The organism is Variovorax sp. NFACC27 (assembly GCF_048301545.1).
GTDB classification, from domain to species: Bacteria; Pseudomonadota; Gammaproteobacteria; order Burkholderiales; family Burkholderiaceae_C; genus Variovorax; species Variovorax gossypii.
This window is the reverse complement of record NZ_CP157613.1, coordinates 321,571-337,021: the sequence shown is the minus strand read 5'-3', so window position 1 is coordinate 337,021 and position 15,451 is coordinate 321,571. Positions and strand designations below refer to the sequence as shown.

Annotated in this window: 13 protein-coding genes and 4 pseudogenes; 14 read left to right on the top strand and 3 right to left on the bottom strand. The window is 60.9% G+C overall.

What is annotated here, in order from left to right; genetic code table 11:
- The first annotated feature begins 150 nt into the window (after positions 1-150).
- Positions 151-1,728 carry an IS21 family transposase gene (gene istA, locus ABL840_RS01600; protein ID WP_093308009.1) on the top strand — a complete coding sequence of 526 codons (1,578 nt, stop codon included), beginning with the start codon at positions 151-153 and terminating at the stop codon, positions 1,726-1,728.
- On the top strand, positions 1,718-2,521 hold the full coding sequence (gene istB, locus ABL840_RS01595) for an IS21-like element helper ATPase IstB (protein WP_093308008.1): 804 nt from the start codon (positions 1,718-1,720) through the stop codon (positions 2,519-2,521). The genes istA and istB overlap by 11 nt, the downstream gene beginning before the upstream one ends.
- Positions 2,522-2,597: 76 nt before the next feature.
- Here the strand turns inward: istB and ABL840_RS01590 are convergent.
- Positions 2,598-3,524: pseudogene (locus ABL840_RS01590) on the bottom strand (IS3 family transposase); the annotation flags it as partial.
- 82 nt (positions 3,525-3,606) lie between these two features.
- Here ABL840_RS01590 and ABL840_RS01585 point away from each other — a divergent pair.
- The 3 genes from ABL840_RS01585 to tnpC are packed head-to-tail and all read left to right on the top strand — an operon-like array spanning position 3,607 to position 6,064.
- Entirely contained in the window at positions 3,607-4,134 is a 528-nt protein-coding gene (locus tag ABL840_RS01585) for a transposase (protein ID WP_418115934.1), read from the top strand.
- Entirely contained in the window at positions 4,110-4,460 is a 351-nt protein-coding gene (gene tnpB, locus ABL840_RS01580) for an IS66 family insertion sequence element accessory protein TnpB (RefSeq protein ID WP_093308108.1), read from the top strand. Before ABL840_RS01585 ends, tnpB begins: the two co-directional genes overlap by 25 nt.
- Positions 4,461-4,477: 17 nt before the next feature.
- Positions 4,478-6,064: an IS66 family transposase gene (gene tnpC / locus ABL840_RS01575; RefSeq protein ID WP_093308107.1), complete on the top strand. Its 1,587-nt coding sequence runs from the start codon at positions 4,478-4,480 to the stop codon at positions 6,062-6,064.
- 62 nt (positions 6,065-6,126) lie between these two features.
- Here the strand turns inward: tnpC and ABL840_RS01570 are convergent.
- Positions 6,127-6,750, bottom strand: a pseudogene (locus ABL840_RS01570) (transposase); the annotation flags it as partial.
- 517 nt (positions 6,751-7,267) lie between these two features.
- Here ABL840_RS01570 and ABL840_RS01565 point away from each other — a divergent pair.
- From ABL840_RS01565 to ABL840_RS01525, 9 genes and pseudogenes are all read left to right on the top strand, one after another.
- Positions 7,268-7,903, top strand: a complete 636-nt coding sequence (locus ABL840_RS01565; RefSeq protein ID WP_143043088.1) for a hypothetical protein — start codon at positions 7,268-7,270, stop codon at positions 7,901-7,903.
- Between the two features lie 58 nt (positions 7,904-7,961).
- Positions 7,962-8,939 (top strand): IS5 family transposase, encoded by a 978-nt coding sequence (locus ABL840_RS01560; protein ID WP_418115967.1) that lies wholly within the window; start codon positions 7,962-7,964, stop codon positions 8,937-8,939.
- A 160-nt stretch (positions 8,940-9,099) separates the two neighbouring features.
- Complete coding sequence (locus ABL840_RS01555; RefSeq protein ID WP_093308090.1) at positions 9,100-10,458, top strand: integrase catalytic domain-containing protein; 1,359 nt, start codon at positions 9,100-9,102, stop codon at positions 10,456-10,458.
- Positions 10,455-11,183 (top strand): hypothetical protein, encoded by a 729-nt coding sequence (locus tag ABL840_RS01550; protein WP_143043080.1) that lies wholly within the window; start codon positions 10,455-10,457, stop codon positions 11,181-11,183. Before ABL840_RS01555 ends, ABL840_RS01550 begins: the two co-directional genes overlap by 4 nt.
- A complete protein-coding gene (locus tag ABL840_RS01545; RefSeq protein ID WP_093308088.1) occupies positions 11,180-12,103 on the top strand; it encodes a TniB family NTP-binding protein in 924 nt (307 codons plus the stop codon). Before ABL840_RS01550 ends, ABL840_RS01545 begins: the two co-directional genes overlap by 4 nt.
- A pseudogene (locus tag ABL840_RS01540) lies at positions 12,100-12,510 on the top strand (TniQ family protein); the annotation flags it as partial. The gene ABL840_RS01545 and the pseudogene ABL840_RS01540, both read left to right, overlap by 4 nt.
- Positions 12,511-12,684: 174 nt before the next feature.
- Positions 12,685-13,116, top strand: a complete 432-nt coding sequence (locus ABL840_RS01535; protein ID WP_418116389.1) for a hypothetical protein — start codon at positions 12,685-12,687, stop codon at positions 13,114-13,116.
- Between the two features lie 24 nt (positions 13,117-13,140).
- A pseudogene (locus tag ABL840_RS01530) lies at positions 13,141-13,530 on the top strand (TniQ family protein); the annotation flags it as partial.
- A 396-nt stretch (positions 13,531-13,926) separates the two neighbouring features.
- Positions 13,927-14,379, top strand: a complete 453-nt coding sequence (locus ABL840_RS01525) for a hypothetical protein (protein ID WP_418116388.1) — start codon at positions 13,927-13,929, stop codon at positions 14,377-14,379.
- Between the two features lie 92 nt (positions 14,380-14,471).
- Here the strand turns inward: ABL840_RS01525 and ABL840_RS01520 are convergent, their stop codons facing one another.
- Positions 14,472-15,449 (bottom strand): IS5 family transposase, encoded by a 978-nt coding sequence (locus ABL840_RS01520; RefSeq protein WP_418115967.1) that lies wholly within the window; start codon positions 15,447-15,449, stop codon positions 14,472-14,474.
- Positions 15,450-15,451: the final 2 nt, after the last annotated feature.

Below are 15,451 nucleotides of genomic sequence, written 5' to 3'. Positions count from 1 at the left end.
ACATTGCGTCGCCAGAAGCGGTCAGCAGCGGTATCTGGAGCTCGCTGTTGATTTCCATCCAGAAGTGACCCACTTGGCCGTGTGATTTCCATCTAAATCTGACCCACGTGATAACCCTAACCTGCTGCTTTTAGCAGCAGGAGCACAGGAGTGATTGACGTGGCGACACTGAGTGTCATCAGACGTTGGGCACTGCGAGAGCAACTGTCCATTCGAGAGATAGCCCGGCGCACGGGCCTGTCTCGCAACACCATCCGCAAGTACCTTCGCGAGGGCGAGGCGGCGCCCAGCTACGCGAAGCGCATCAGCCCGAGCAAGCTCGACGCCTTCGCTGAGAAGCTCAGCGGCTGGCTCAAGAGCGAAGCGTCCAAGTCCCGCAAGCAGCGCCGCACGCTCAAGCAGATGCACGCCGACTTGGCCGCGCTGGGCTACCAGGGGTCGTACAACCGCGTGGCGGCCTTTGCACGCCAGTGGTATGCGCACCGCCACGAAGTGCAGCAGACCACCGGACGCGGCACCTTCGTGCCGCTGGCCTTCGGCCCTGGCGAGGCATTCCAGTTCGACTGGAGCGAGGACTGGGCTGTCATCGCCGGCGAGCGCACCAAGCTGCAGGTGGCGCACTTCAAGCTCAGCCACAGCCGCGCGTTCATCGTGCGCGCCTATCTGCTGCAGACCCACGAGATGCTGTTCGACGCGCACAACCGGGCCTTCGAGGTGCTCGGCGGCGTACCGCGACGGGGCATCTACGACAACATGAAGACGGCCGTGGACAAGGTACGCCGCGGCAAGGAGCGAGACATCAACGCGCGCTTCGGCGCCATGGTCAGCCACTACCTGTTCGAGGCCGAGTTCTGCAACCCGGCCTCCGGCTGGGAGAAGGGCCAGGTGGAGAAGAACGTGCGCGATGCGCGGCACCGGCTGTGGCAGCCCGTGCCTGCGTTTGCCACGCTGGCGCTGCTCAACAGCTGGTTGGAGGAGCGCTGCAAGGCGCTGTGGGGCGAGATCGCCCACGGCAAGCTGCCGGGCACCATCGCCGAAGTCTGGGCGCAGGAGCGTGCGCTGCTCATGCCGGTGCCCAGGCCCTTCGATGGCTTCGTCGAGCACACCAAGCGTGTCTCCCCCACCTGCCTGGTGCACTTCGAGCGCAACCGCTACAGCGTGCCGGCCTCCTACGCGAACCGGCCGGTGAGTCTTCGTGTGTATGCCGAGCGCTTGGTGGTAGCGGCCGAGGGCCAGATCGTGTGCGAGCACAAGCGCATCATTGGCCGGCGCCACGACACCGCGGGCCACACCGTCTACGACTGGAGGCACTACCTGGCAGTGCTGCAACGCAAGCCAGGAGCGCTCAGGAACGGAGCGCCGTTCAGCGAGCTGCCGCAAGGCTTCAGGCGGCTGCAGGCCGCGTTGATGAAGCAACCAGGCGGCGACCGCGAGATGGTGGAGATCCTGGCGCTGGTGCTGCACCATGACGAACAGGCCGTGTTGACCGCGGTCGAGCTGGCGCTGGAAGCCGGCGTGGCCAGCAAGACCCATGTGTTGAACGTGCTGCATCGCCTGCTCGATGCCAAGCCCATTGCGCCGGCGCCCGTCACGGCGCCGCAGGCGCTGCGCCTGGTGAACGAGCCGAAGGCCGATGTGCTTCGCTACGACACGCTCAGGGGGCGCGCCTGCGCCGCCAGCAGGTCGCGCAACTGGGTGAGCTGCCAGGAGGTGCGCCATGCGACATGACCCAGCCAGCGGCGCGATCGTGATCATGCTGCGCGAACTCAAGATGCACGGCATGGCCCAAGCCGTGGCGGAGCTGGCCGAGCAAGGATCGCCGGCCTTCGAGGCCGCGCAGCCGATGCTCTCGCAGTTGCTCAAGGCCGAGATGGCCGAACGGGAGGTGCGCTCGGTGGCCTATCAGTTGAAGCTGGCCCGCTTCCCAGCCTACCGGGACCTCGCCGGCTTCGACTTCGCCAACAGCGAGATCAATGAAGCCCTGGTTCGCCAACTGCATCGGTGCGAGTTCATGGACGACGCGCAGAACGTGGTGCTCGTGGGCGGGCCGGGCACAGGCAAGACCCACATCGCGACAGCGCTGGGCGTGCAGGCCATCGAACACCATCATCGGCGGGTGCGCTTCTTCTCGACGGTGGAGTTGGTCAATGCCCTCGAGCAAGAGAAGGCCAGTGGCAACCCTGGCCACATCGCGCACCGGCTGATGTACGCGGACATGGTGGTGCTCGACGAACTGGGCTACCTGCCATTCAGCGCCTCAGGTGGTGCGCTGTTGTTCCATCTGCTGTCCAAGCTCTACGAACGCACGAGCGTCGTGATCACCACCAACCTGAGCTTCAGCGAGTGGGCCAGCGTCTTCGGCGATGCGAAGATGACGACGGCGCTGCTGGACCGGCTCACGCATCACTGCCATATTCTGGAGACCGGAAACGACAGCTTCCGCTTCAAACACAGCTCGGCGCAACCCGTTCAGGCAGTCCAACCAAAAAAGGAGAAAACCAAAAACTTATCCACACCGTGAGCCGGCTGGTTCGCAAAGAGGGTGGGTCAATATTCGATGGAAATCGCGGGGGTGCGGATAAAAACTTGGACTGGTTTTATGCCGCAAGTCCAAGACTCACCCTGTATTCGATCGGGCTGAGTGCCCCCAGGGAGATCTTGATCCGCTTCTCGTTGTACCAGCGGATGTACGAGTCGACCACTTCAATGAACTGCTCGATGGTCGTGCCCTTCCAGTCCCGAGGATAGAACAGTTCGTTCTTGAGGCGGCCGAAGAAGCCTTCGCAAGCCGCATTGTCCGGAGAACAGGCCTTGCGGGACATCGAGCGGATGAGGTTGGCATCGCTCATTCTCGATAGCCAGCCTGGCCAACGGTAGTGGCCGCCGCGGTCGGAATGGACCACAGGCCGGTCAGCGGTGTCCGTCACCGTCTCGATGGCTGCATCCAGCATGGTGTTAACCAACTCAGCATCCGGGCTCGTGCCAATGGTCCAGCTCACTACCATCCCGTCGAAGCAATCGATGATCGGCGACAGGTAAACCTTGCCGGCGGGGATCTGGAACTCTGTAATGTCCGTGAGCCACTTCTCATTGGGTGCCGCAGCCTGGAAGTCTCGGTTGATGATGTTCTCTGGTGCTGGACTGATCTCCCCCAGGTACGAGGCGTATCTGCGCTTCTTGTGCATTGGAACAACCAGGCGCTCCTGCTTCATCAGCCGCTGCACCACTTTCTCCGAGATGTTGACCTGCTGCCTGGTCAGCGAGGCCTGCAGCCTGCGGTAGCCGTAGCAACGGTGGTTCGACTCGAAGATCTCGGTGATGGACTGACGCACTTCGAGGTACTTGTCACCCACCGCTGCGCGGGCCCGATGGTAGAAGTACGAGCTACGTGCAAGACCCAACTGTCCAAGGAGCTCTGGCAAGTCATAGTGCTCTTTGAGGGCGTCAATCAGCAGTGCCTTCTCCCGGTTGGACAGGAGCTGCAGGTCGACGCCCAGGCCTTTTTTTAGCAGTTCATTGGTACGCGGTCAATTAATCACGCCCTTGTTCAGTGAACGATGAGCTGTGAGGCTACGTGCCCATGTAGAGCAACATGGACATGTAGACATGACAGAGCAGTACGCAGAGTTGAGAGGCCGGCTGGTTGTGGGGCGCAAGAGTGACGGTCGCAGCGTCTACGACGAGGCCGCCAAGAAGGAGTTGATCGTTGCCTGCCTGAAGCAAGGAGTTTCGGTGGCACGCATGGCGATGGAGCACGGTGTCAACACGAACTTGCTGAGAACGTGGATCACGGCCTACCAGCGACGAAGCGCTCAGGTATCAGCGGGCGACATCGCGCGAGCGCAGGATGCGCCATTCGTTGCCGTACACGTAGAGGGCGAACAAGATCCGAGTGAACGAGTGCCTCAGCGCGAGTGTGCGGTGACGGTTCCCGCGGTCGCCCACACACCAGCTACGGCGGTGGCGGTGATCTCGGATGAAGGCCCCTTGGCAGCACCGCCCCCGATGGTCGGATTGCAGGTGCGACTGCCCAACGGCGTGCAGCTCGATCTCGGTGAGACGACTTTGAAGGAATTGCCCACGCTCGTGCAGATGCTGAGCCGACTGCCATGTTCCGCTTCGACGAAGGGCTGAAGGTCTACCTGCACCGCGAGCCCGTGGACTTCCGGCTGAACATCAACGGCCTGGCCGTGTTGGTGGAGCAGGCGCTGGGCTTGGACCCGTTCGCCTCCTGCGCATATGTATTCAGCAATCGCCGACGCGACCGAGTGAAGATCCTGGGTTGGGAGCGCAACGGCTTCTGGCTGTTGCTCAAACGCCTGGAGAAGGACAGATTCATCTGGCCCTCGGCCGAGGCGGTTCCCACGCTGACGCCCGAGCAGCTGCACTGGTTGCTGGAAGGCATCGACATCGCGGTGGTGCGACGCCACCATCATCGGCGCTACACCAGCGTGGCCTGAAGGAACGATGATGAGGCATGCCGATCCAATCGGGCGTGTCGTCGCCTGCCACCATCACCGCTGAAGAACTCGCCGCGCTCATTGCTGAGCGCGATGCGTTGGCCGGCGCGCTTCGAGTGGCGACTACCGAGCGCGACCTCGCGCTGGAGCGGCTGAAGGCGCTGCAGCGTCAGCTGTTCGCGGCCAAGAGCGAAGCCCGCGGCACGGACCAGAAGGACCTGTTCCTCAACGAGGCCGAGGCACTCGCCCCCACCGATCAGACGCCGCAGGCCGAGGTCGAAGACATCGACGAAGAGGAGTCGACACCGGTCGCTGGGCATCAGCGCAAGAAGCGTGGACGCAAGCCACTGGACCCCGCGCTGCCGCGCGAGATCGTGCGCCACGAGCTGCCCGAGGCCGAGCGTGTGTGCGCACATGACGGGCACGCGCTGGTGGAGATCGGCGCCGAGATCAGCGAACAGATGGACGTCATACCCGAGCAGGTGCGCGTGCTGCAGCACCACCGCATCAAGTACGCCTGTCCCTGCTGCGATCAGAGCCTGAAGGTTGCACCGACGCCGGCGCGCATCATCCCGCGCGGGCTGCTCACCGAGCAGGCGCAGGCCTGGGTCATCACCGGCAAGTACCAGTTCGGCATGCCGCTGTATCGCACGGCCGTATTGCTACGCCGCTTCGGGGGCGACATCGCGAGCAACACGCTGGCTTCGGGCATCGTGCGCGTCGGCCAGGCTGTGCAGCCGGTCATCAACCTGCTGCGCGACCACCTGCTCGACTCGGACCTGATCTACGGCGATGAGACCACGGTCCAGGTGCTCAAGGAGCCGGGACGCAAGGCCCAGACGAAGAGTTTTATGTGGGCGCAGATGAACGGCACCGGTCCACCAGTGCGGCTGTTCGCCTACGCGCCGGGGCGCGGCGCCGTGCATGCCGAGAAGCTGTATGCCGGCATCCGCCCCGGGACCACGCTCATGAGCGATGGCTACGAGGTCTACAACGGCATCGCGAAGGCCGGCGGTCTTACGCATCTGGGATGCTGGGTTCATGCACGTCGACCGCTGATCAAGGCCGAGGACGCTATCCCGAAGGCGGCGCGCTCGCCTGATCAGATCGCGACCCGGCTCGTGCGGCTGATTGCCAAGCTGTATCGTGCGGAGACCTTGGCCAAGGACTGGACGCCCGCGCGCCGGCTGCGGCTGCGCTCGCGCTACAGCGCCGCCGTTGTGCGCGAGATCGAACGGCTGCTGCTCACGCACCTGCACGCCGTTGCACCATCGAGCCTGCTGGGCGAAGCGCTGCACTACCTGCACGGGCAGTGGCCCAAGCTCGTGCGGTTCCTGGACAACGGCACCTGGCCGCTGGACTCCAACCCGGTGGAGAACGCGATCCGCCCCTTCGTTGTTGGAAGGAAGGCATGGTTGTTCGCCGACACCGTCGGCGGCGCCAATGCGAGCGCCAATCTCTACTCGCTGATCGAAACGGCCAAGGCCAACAACGTCGAGCCCTACCGCTACCTCGTCGCCTTGTTCAAGAAACTGCCGCTGGCGCAGACGGTCGACGACTACGAGGCGCTGCTGCCCTGGAACATCGAGCTCGACGCACTTTAGACCGCGCTGCGCACGTCGCTTCCGGCACCACGCGCAAGGGCGTGGTTTATTGACGGCTTACGTTCATTGGCCTTGTTCAAGAGGTCCTGCTCAAGGCGCAGTTGCCTGACTTCGCGGCGCAACGCCTCAACCTGGCGCTCGAGCGCATCGCGCTCTTGAGCCCGTGGGGACTGATTGGTGTGTTTCATGGATGCGGGTGCCTCACGTCCCAGAAGCTGGTTCTTCCAGTTGTACAACGTCGGCCTGCTCACACCAAGCTTCTGAGCAACCACCTGCGCACTTCCCTCACGAGTGCACAGTTCGAGGACCGCCAGCTTCTTCAGTTGCGGCGGTCGAGGTGCACTGACGGCCCTGCCGACAACGTGCTGCCGGGAGTTGGGGGCCAGTTCATCAATCCAGGCACGCAGCAAATCGCGGCACGGATAGCCCAACGCCTTGACCGTGGAGGCGATGCAGCGCCCGTGCTCAGCGTAGTGTTTGACAGCCTGCTCCTTCTGAATTTGAGAATACTTCGGCTTCGAGCGCACGTAGCCGGACGACAGGTCCAGGCGCCGCTCGTACTCCTCATGCCAGCTCTTCAAAGAGTTCTTCGTCGGGTAGCCCAACTGGCGGATAGTCGCCCCGGTGCGCTTGCCCAGCTTGATGTAGAGCGTGACCGCTCGGATGCGGTCTTCGTATGAATACATGAACTACCTCCTGGTAGTCCAAGTTTTCGTCCGCACCCCCCTTTGTGCTTTAGCTGGTCAAGATTGCGCTGGCACTAACACCCCTTACATGACCTGACCTTCTCCTGCGCCTTCGGGAAGCACTCTTCCCAAGAAAAACGGACGCGACCTTCCGGTGGCGTCCGTTCGTATGCCCCTGTCTGGCGTTGCAGCGCCATTCAGGGTGTTGGTTGAAGCGACTCAACCGGATTGTTCTAGCTTATGCAATTATTTTAGCCTCGGCTTCACGAGGTTGGGTTGCTTCGTTTATTCATTTTTGCCACTCGGCCATCGACTTGCGCCGAGGACGGCTTTCGCTCGCAAGGAGCAACCATGAAAAACGTAGCTTTCCCCTGGGAGGCCTCTGGCGTTCCCTCACGAACTTACCTCTCTCATGGGAGGTCATCGTGAGGATTTCTCCCCCCTTCACCCCCCTATCTGGTTGGCTCACTGTTTGCCGAGGCGTTGCGCGGTGCATGCGCCGGCATGCAGCAGCAACATGAGCGCCCAACTCATGGCCGAGTTGGTGCGTCGTACGTCGCGACACGGCTCATTCAATGCACGAGACATCGTTACCCGCTCGGGAACTAGGCGTCGTGGCGACATTCCTTCTCGCTTCGGATTCTTGGACTGGGAAGCTCCGCTTGAACGGGACGCGCTCTATCGGCTGGATGCCTCATGGTCCTGTACGGCACTCATCCCGCAGCCAGGACAGTGGGTGATTCCCTGCAGACACGAGGACAGCTTCCGGTACACGCCGGATTCGGCAACTCAGTTGCGCTGCGGCTCCATCACGGTGTTTGAGTGCAAGCCGGAGAAGGATCTTCACGGTGAAATGAAGCGTCGCCTTCGAGCCGTGCACACCTATCTGAGCGACCTTGGCATTGACTTCAAGGTCCTGACGGAACGGGACCTTCCGGCCAGCTGTCGTCAGGCAAATGCCGAACTGCTCAGCAAGCACTACCAGGCGGCGCTCAAACCTGCGCACGTCCAACGTCTGCAGGCCCTGACCCGCTCAAGCTCAAGCAAGACCTTTGGGCAACTCGTCCAAACGCTCGGCCTGCAACACGCGCGTTTGGCTCTTGCTCGCGGTTTCCTTTTCTTTGACACGGCTGAACCCCTAGGGAAGGTCTGATCAAGTCCACGGATGGCCGCTCTGAACGTTGAACACGCACGCTGAAGGAGGACCAACGATGAGCCAGATCAGTTTTTCGGATGCCGAGCATGCAGGCAAGAGGAAGAAGACGCGCCGGGAAGTCTTCCTTGCCGAGATGGAACTGGTCGTGCCTTGGAAGGCGCTACTCAAAGTCATCGAACCACACTACCCGGTGGCGGGGCGAGGACGCCGACCGTATCCGCTCGAAGCGATGCTTCGTGTGCACTTGATGCAGAACTGGTTCGCGTTGAGCGATCCGGCGATGGAGGAAGCCCTGTACGAGATCACCTCGCTGCGCACGTTCGCAGGCCTGGGCATGGAGTCGATTCCCGATGAGACGACGATCCTGAACTTCCGCCACTTGCTGGAGGCCAGCGATCTGGCGGAGGACATCTTCAAGCAGGTCAACGCCCACCTGGCCAGGAAGGGGCTGCTTCTGAAGAGAGGCTCCATCGTGGACGCCACGATCATCGCGGCGCCCAGTTCGACAAAGAACGAGAGCGGCGAGCGAGATCCGGAGATGCACCAGACGAAGAAGGGCAACCAGTGGCACTTCGGGATGAAGGCGCACATCGGCGTGGACGCGGACTCGGGGCTGGTGCACACGGTGACGACCACGGCCGCCAACGAGGCAGACGTGGAGCAGGTGAGCGACCTGCTGCACGGCAAGGAGAGCGAGGTGTGGGCAGACTCGGGCTATCGCGGAGCACAGAGTCGGGTGAAGCGCAGCGTGCAGTGGCACATTGCAGGCAGGCCCAGCGACATGGCGAAGATGCCCGAGGGCCGAGCCAAAGCCAGAGCGCGCAAGCAGGAATACCAGAAGGCCAGCATCCGGGCAAAGGTGGAGCATCCGTTCCGGGTGATCAAGCGGCAGTTCGGCTTGGCGAAGGTGAGGTTCAGGGGGCTGGCCAAGAACACGGCGCATGTGATCACGCTGTTTGCACTGTCGAACCTGTGGATGGCCAGGAAGAAACTGATCGCGATGCTGGGACAGGTGCGTCTGCAGACGGCATGAAGGGCCGCAGGGCCTCTCAAACGCATGGGATGCTCGGTGAGACGAGCCTGTGAGCGCAACGACCAAATACGCGCGCTCGCCATCAAGCCAATTTACGACTTGATCAGACCTTCCCTAGTCGACGACACCCCTCTTTTCGACACCTTTCACGAGGCACACGATGCAGCTGATTTCCTTTACGCCTGATCGCCCAGTCATCCTCCTCAACAAGGAGTTCAAAGTCGCCGGCATCAAGCCACCGAATGTGGTGGAGCTGAAAGACGCCGCGGGAGACATTCGCGAGTACGAGTTCGAGAAATTGTTCAAGCAGTACGAGCTGCGCAATCTTCGATTTCCCAAGCCGTCCTCCAAACCCAAGAAAGCCTCCCGGGAAGAGCCCCTCAGGCTCTCCGTCCGCTTGTCCGCCGATTTGTCCGAGAAGGCGCGCAGTGATGGCTTGGTCAAGAAAGAGTACTTGGACGCCATCTTGCGCCAGGGTCTTCACGTACGCCATATGACGCCTGGGCTCAAGAAGCTGCTCGAGCACAAGGCCGAAGAGTTGGGGCAAGAAAAACATCCTTCTATCTCGACCCTGCAACGCTGGCTCTCGCAACGCCTGTACGGCGGTGACGACACGGCGTTGATGCCGTATTACGCCAAGCGCGGCGGTCCTGGCAAGAGCCGCCTCCCCTCATCCACGCAACGCGTAATAAACCGCGTGATCGACAACTTGTACATGTCTCCGGAGAGGCCTACCGTGAAGCTGTGCTTTGACGCGTGCGTCGCGGAGATCACAGAGAAGAACCAGTGGTTGCCGACCTCTCAACAGAGCCCCCTCCCGTCCTACAACACCTTTTTGCGCTTCACCAAGCGGCGCAGCGGCTACGAAGTCGTTGCGTCTCGCCTTGGTCGCCGTGCAGCCGAACTTGAATATCGATCCAACATGAAAAGCACTGAGAACTACAGCCTGAACGAATGCTGGGAGATGGATCACACGATCCTGGACATCTTCGTGATGAACCCGGCGACCGGCAAACCTGAGCGCCCGCGGATCACCGTCGCCGTCGAGTTCGTGAGTCGCGCGCCCATGGGATTCGATATTGGCTTCGGCACGGCTTCGGCTCAGGCAGCCCTGAGTTGCCTGCGGCACGCCATCATGCCCAAGAACTACCTTCGCGATCGGTATCCCGAGATCAACGGGGACTGGCCGTGCCATGGCGTTCCGAGCCTCCTCAAGGTGGACAACGGCATGGAGTTTCACAGCAAGTCGTTCAAGTACGCATGCCTTGACCTGAACATCGCCATTCAATATTGCGCCACAGCCTCACCTTGGCAAAAGGGCCGGGTCGAGCGCTTCTTCCGGACCCTCAATGAATCGATGGTGGGCTTGCCCGGAGCGACCGGGTCGCACTTGTACGCAAACAAGTCGGACCTCAAACCTGGGCGAGGTGCAGTCCTCGAGCTGCCGATGCTGGTCAAGCTCATGCACATCTGGTTGGTCGACGACTATCTTCCCGGCAAGCACCAGGGTCAGCCGTGAGCCCTCTGAAGCGGTGGAGCGATGCGTTTCGCCTCGATGAACTCCGCTTGCCTGCCGATCCCGATGAGCTCGAGATCATCTGCAGCGACTGGGACACGGGCACGGTCAGCCACATCGGTATCGAAAAGGCTAACTGCAAGTTCAACAGTCCCGCGCTGCAGGCTTTGCGACGCCGGCATTCGGGGCCCGAAAACCCGGTGGTCACCTTTCGGTGGAACAAGGACTCGATGCGATGCGTGTGGGTTCAGGATGACGTTTCCAAGGAGTGGTTCGAGGTTCCCAACACGGATCCCGCAAAGGCCAAGCTCAGCGCGGCGGAAGTCGCGCTCGAGAAGAAGATCAACAACTTGCCTGGTGATCTTTCAGTCGTCGTCTCGCAGGTCAAGTCTCGCAAGTTGAGGCAGACGATCGCAGACGGTTGCGCCGCTGTGGAAAAGACTCGCTCCCGAAACAACGCCATGCGCAAGCTTGGCGTGGAGGCGCAACCTACGGGCAAGCGCTCGGGCGCAACCGCTGCAGCGAACGCCCTATCCGCGTCACCCCAAACGTCCACTCGCACGCCCTCCCCAGTAGGGCCATCACCAGGCTTTTCTTCAGGCGCACCCGCCGGCGCGGCATCAACCCCATCGGCCGAAAACGCCCCGGCAACAGCCTCCACAGAACTCCCAATGTTCAACATCTTTACGCCAGCGCAAACGCGCGCGGCAGCGGAGTCCAGAGAATGACCGAATCGAACATGATCATAGAGATCCCAAGCTTCAAAGAGGCCTGGGACCGGATCAAGAAAATCCACCACAGCTACAAGCGAGGTCGCATCAAGCACCTGCGAATACTCGGCGTGTCAGGTGTCGCCAAGACGTTCCTGGCGAGCAGTTACGAGGCGGCCCACCCCCGAACAGAGCAAGGCACCTTCACGCACATCCCCGTCGTCCACTTCAAGATCCCTTCATCGCCTTCGCAGAAGAGGGTTTTTCAGTCCATGTTGAAAAGCCTGAAGGGGCCGAATTCAGGTGAGATACGTGGAACGGCGGAAAACATCAGGGACCGTATCGTGACTCTTGTGAAGTCCTGCGAAGTCGAGCTTCTCATTGGCGATGAGATGCAGCATTTTCTCGACCGAGGCAAAGCGCACACCTACGCGGCAGCCACCGATTCGCTCAAGGAGCTGATGGAAGAGCTAAAGCGACCGGTCGTTCTCATGGGGGCTCCGCGGGCCGAAACCCTGTTCCTGCACAACGGGCAGTTTCGCTCGCGGATCATGGCTACGCATCGCATGCGCCCCTTCCATCTCGATGACCTCAAGGTGTTCAGAGGCTTTGTGGGCGCCTTGGCCGCCAATCTCCCGGAAGACGCGCGTGCCTGGCTGTCGAGCGAAGAGACGAGCATCCGGATCTTCTATGCGACCGATGGCATTCACCGGACAGTGACCGGATTCGTTCTGGACGTCGCGGACCATGTGTCGTCGGGCAGCCCGATGAACTACGACACCCTGAGCAATGTGTTCCGGGAAAACATCTGGAACGAGCCCGGTCCGAAGCTCGACCCGTTCCGGCAAGACTTCGCCATGCGTCGTCTTAATCAGATTGGCGAGCCCTACCAGCCCACGGTGCTCGACGGCGACAATCACGCAGGCTCATTCCTGTGAAATCGACGTCACCCTACGCGGCCCCTCCGCGGACACTGCCGGTTCGACCTCCTTTGCAGGGCATCGACGATGAGCAGTCAAGCGAGTCACTGGTCTCATGGCTCAGCCGTCTGGCCTGGGCCAACGGATTCAGGGATGTCCATACGCTGCTCGCCGAAGAAGGCATCTCCTTCAGTCGAGCCTCTGATGTTTTGCCGAGAAGTCGCCAACTTCAACTGCTGCAGTTGGGTGGCCTCGATGAGCATGCAGTCAAATCAATTTGCCTTGGCCCAATCCTCGCTCTGATCGGAGCAAATCGGGAGCCCCCGAGACGGATGACCCGATGGATTCTGCGGTCCGAATATGCGGGAGAACTGCTCCCGCATCAAGTGTGCGTTGCATGCCTACGCGAACAACCTGTCGTCTACTGGAACAGGCTTGGCAGGACTTCATTCACTACGCAATGCCACCTCCACAAGGTCCTCCTTGTTGACCACTGTCCATCCTGCGGCCTCCAAATTGGTCTTACCAAGGTCCGCGCAGCCCCTATGACTCAATGTAGCTTCTGCCACCTTGATTTCCGAACGATTCAATCACCCTCATTGTCCACACTGAATCTGGTTCCCCGCCATTGGTTCGACTTTGCCGGGGAGTCCAAGCCTCCTCGCGGCGGGGAGCGGATCTCGCTGGACGTGCTGTGGCGATGGATCGATACCACCCTCAGATTCGCTTGCGACCCATCGAACGCCGAAGCGCTGCTATTAGCTCCTATCGCGCAACCGCACCATCGTCTCTTCGCGAAACTGAGCAAGGATCCATGGACACAATTCGACTTTCATCGAGCCGGCACACGCCATGAATTACTCCTTTTCATTCGTTGGCTGATTGAAGGCTGGCCCGAGCGCGGTTTCGAATTGGCAGCACAGACACAGATGCCCAAGAGTTCATTCGCCAGGATAAGTGGCGGCTCTTCTACCCGGATTCGGCACGATCTATCGCTGCGAAAGCCATCATCTTCTGGATTCGGAACTTGATGCAGACGCCTCGTTGGATGTCCCATGAATACACTGCTTGTTCGCACCCAGATGGCCCAAGATTGCGAAGGCAACCACGAGGCCCTCCCCTCATGGCTATCTCGATTGGCACACGACAATGGCTATCGGTCTTTTGGATCGTTGCGCACATGCGAGCAACTAAAGGTACCGACGCGGCACTCATTGGACACGCTGGACGATGACACGCTGGCCTCAATCGCTAGACTCACAATGAGCACGCCCGCAGAAGTTGCCACATTGACTTTGAGAGAAGCAATGTGCGTCTTTACGGGCAGCCCTGACGGCGCGCAGGGGATCGGGGCCGCCAGAGGTCGATGGCTACTCAAGGTTCCGGCTGGAGTGAGGGGGCCTCGATACGCCATCTGTTGTACCTGCCTTGCCAGTGACCCGCTCCCATTTTTCCGAAGTCACTGGCGGTTTTCGAATGTTTGCTGGTGCCCAATTCATGGACACTGCCTTACTGATGAGTGCCCGGTGTGCGCGAAACCCATAGCGTTATCCGACTCCCGCGAAGCAAAGCTTCGTTTCTGTGGGACCTGCGGGCATGACTTGGCCTCCGCGATTGCTGCGTCCTGCGAAGCGCCTTCCGCGGATTGGCTCATCGCGAACCCCGTTCGGATCACCTCCCGCGACGTGCCAGTATCCGTTGCATTCCCCCATTTGTGGTGGGATGGGATCCGAGTCCTTTTGGAGTTGGCATGTCGGCCCAGGGAAGCTGTTCGCTTCCTCAAGGTGACCTCGATGGAGTCATCCCAGAATGCGCTTGAACAGATAGCCACACGCCCCAGGATGGACTTCGACAAACAGCCAGCAATGGTCCGGCAAGGACTGCTGAAGATGGTAGATGAGTTAACCCGGGAGTGGCCTCATCGATTCACGGATCGGATGGGTAGCGCGGGTTTCACCTCGACGCTGTTCGGATCGACCGAGCTGAAGATTCCGTATTGGCTTGACACGGTCTGCGCCGCCAGCCTTTACCGCAAGAGGTACTCGACGACTGAAGGAGAATCAAGAGCTGCTATCGCATTACTGCATCGGAAGCAGGAGTCCACAAGCAAGCGTTCAGTGAAAGCTCTCCTCGGAATCACTGAGAGCAAAGCGCTGGATTCAACCGTTTGGCCTATCCAAAAGGCTCTGACATCGGCTCAGCTCTCGGATGCAATCCGCTACCTCGCAGGAGAAGTGCAGATGGCCAATGAAGCGCGCGCTCAGCAAGCTAGGGAAGGTCTGATCAAGTCGTAAATTGGCTTGATGGCGAGCGCGCGTATTTGGTCGTTGCGCTCACAGGCTCGTCTCACCGAGCATCCCATGCGTTTGAGAGGCCCTGCGGCCCTTCATGCCGTCTGCAGACGCACCTGTCCCAGCATCGCGATCAGTTTCTTCCTGGCCATCCACAGGTTCGACAGTGCAAACAGCGTGATCACATGCGCCGTGTTCTTGGCCAGCCCCCTGAACCTCACCTTCGCCAAGCCGAACTGCCGCTTGATCACCCGGAACGGATGCTCCACCTTTGCCCGGATGCTGGCCTTCTGGTATTCCTGCTTGCGCGCTCTGGCTTTGGCTCGGCCCTCGGGCATCTTCGCCATGTCGCTGGGCCTGCCTGCAATGTGCCACTGCACGCTGCGCTTCACCCGACTCTGTGCTCCGCGATAGCCCGAGTCTGCCCACACCTCGCTCTCCTTGCCGTGCAGCAGGTCGCTCACCTGCTCCACGTCTGCCTCGTTGGCGGCCGTGGTCGTCACCGTGTGCACCAGCCCCGAGTCCGCGTCCACGCCGATGTGCGCCTTCATCCCGAAGTGCCACTGGTTGCCCTTCTTCGTCTGGTGCATCTCCGGATCTCGCTCGCCGCTCTCGTTCTTTGTCGAACTGGGCGCCGCGATGATCGTGGCGTCCACGATGGAGCCTCTCTTCAGAAGCAGCCCCTTCCTGGCCAGGTGGGCGTTGACCTGCTTGAAGATGTCCTCCGCCAGATCGCTGGCCTCCAGCAAGTGGCGGAAGTTCAGGATCGTCGTCTCATCGGGAATCGACTCCATGCCCAGGCCTGCGAACGTGCGCAGCGAGGTGATCTCGTACAGGGCTTCCTCCATCGCCGGATCGCTCAACGCGAACCAGTTCTGCATCAAGTGCACACGAAGCATCGCTTCGAGCGGATACGGTCGGCGTCCTCGCCCCGCCACCGGGTAGTGTGGTTCGATGACTTTGAGTAGCGCCTTCCAAGGCACGACCAGTTCCATCTCGGCAAGGAAGACTTCCCGGCGCGTCTTCTTCCTCTTGCCTGCATGCTCGGCATCCGAAAAACTGATCTGGCTCATCG

Coding starts and splice junctions, on each gene's coding strand:
- ABL840_RS01520 (WP_418115967.1), bottom strand. CDS start 15,449: ATGAGCCAGATCAGTTTTTCGGATGCCGAGCATGCAGGCAAGAGGAAG.
- ABL840_RS01545 (WP_093308088.1), top strand. CDS start 11,180: ATGACCGAATCGAACATGATCATAGAGATCCCAAGCTTCAAAGAGGCC.
- ABL840_RS01565 (WP_143043088.1), top strand. CDS start 7,268: ATGAGCGCCCAACTCATGGCCGAGTTGGTGCGTCGTACGTCGCGACAC.
- ABL840_RS01560 (WP_418115967.1), top strand. CDS start 7,962: ATGAGCCAGATCAGTTTTTCGGATGCCGAGCATGCAGGCAAGAGGAAG.
- tnpC (WP_093308107.1), top strand. CDS start 4,478: ATGCCGATCCAATCGGGCGTGTCGTCGCCTGCCACCATCACCGCTGAA.
- tnpB (WP_093308108.1), top strand. CDS start 4,110: ATGTTCCGCTTCGACGAAGGGCTGAAGGTCTACCTGCACCGCGAGCCC.
- ABL840_RS01585 (WP_418115934.1), top strand. CDS start 3,607: ATGACAGAGCAGTACGCAGAGTTGAGAGGCCGGCTGGTTGTGGGGCGC.
- ABL840_RS01555 (WP_093308090.1), top strand. CDS start 9,100: ATGCAGCTGATTTCCTTTACGCCTGATCGCCCAGTCATCCTCCTCAAC.
- ABL840_RS01525 (WP_418116388.1), top strand. CDS start 13,927: ATGGACTTCGACAAACAGCCAGCAATGGTCCGGCAAGGACTGCTGAAG.
- istB (WP_093308008.1), top strand. CDS start 1,718: ATGCGACATGACCCAGCCAGCGGCGCGATCGTGATCATGCTGCGCGAA.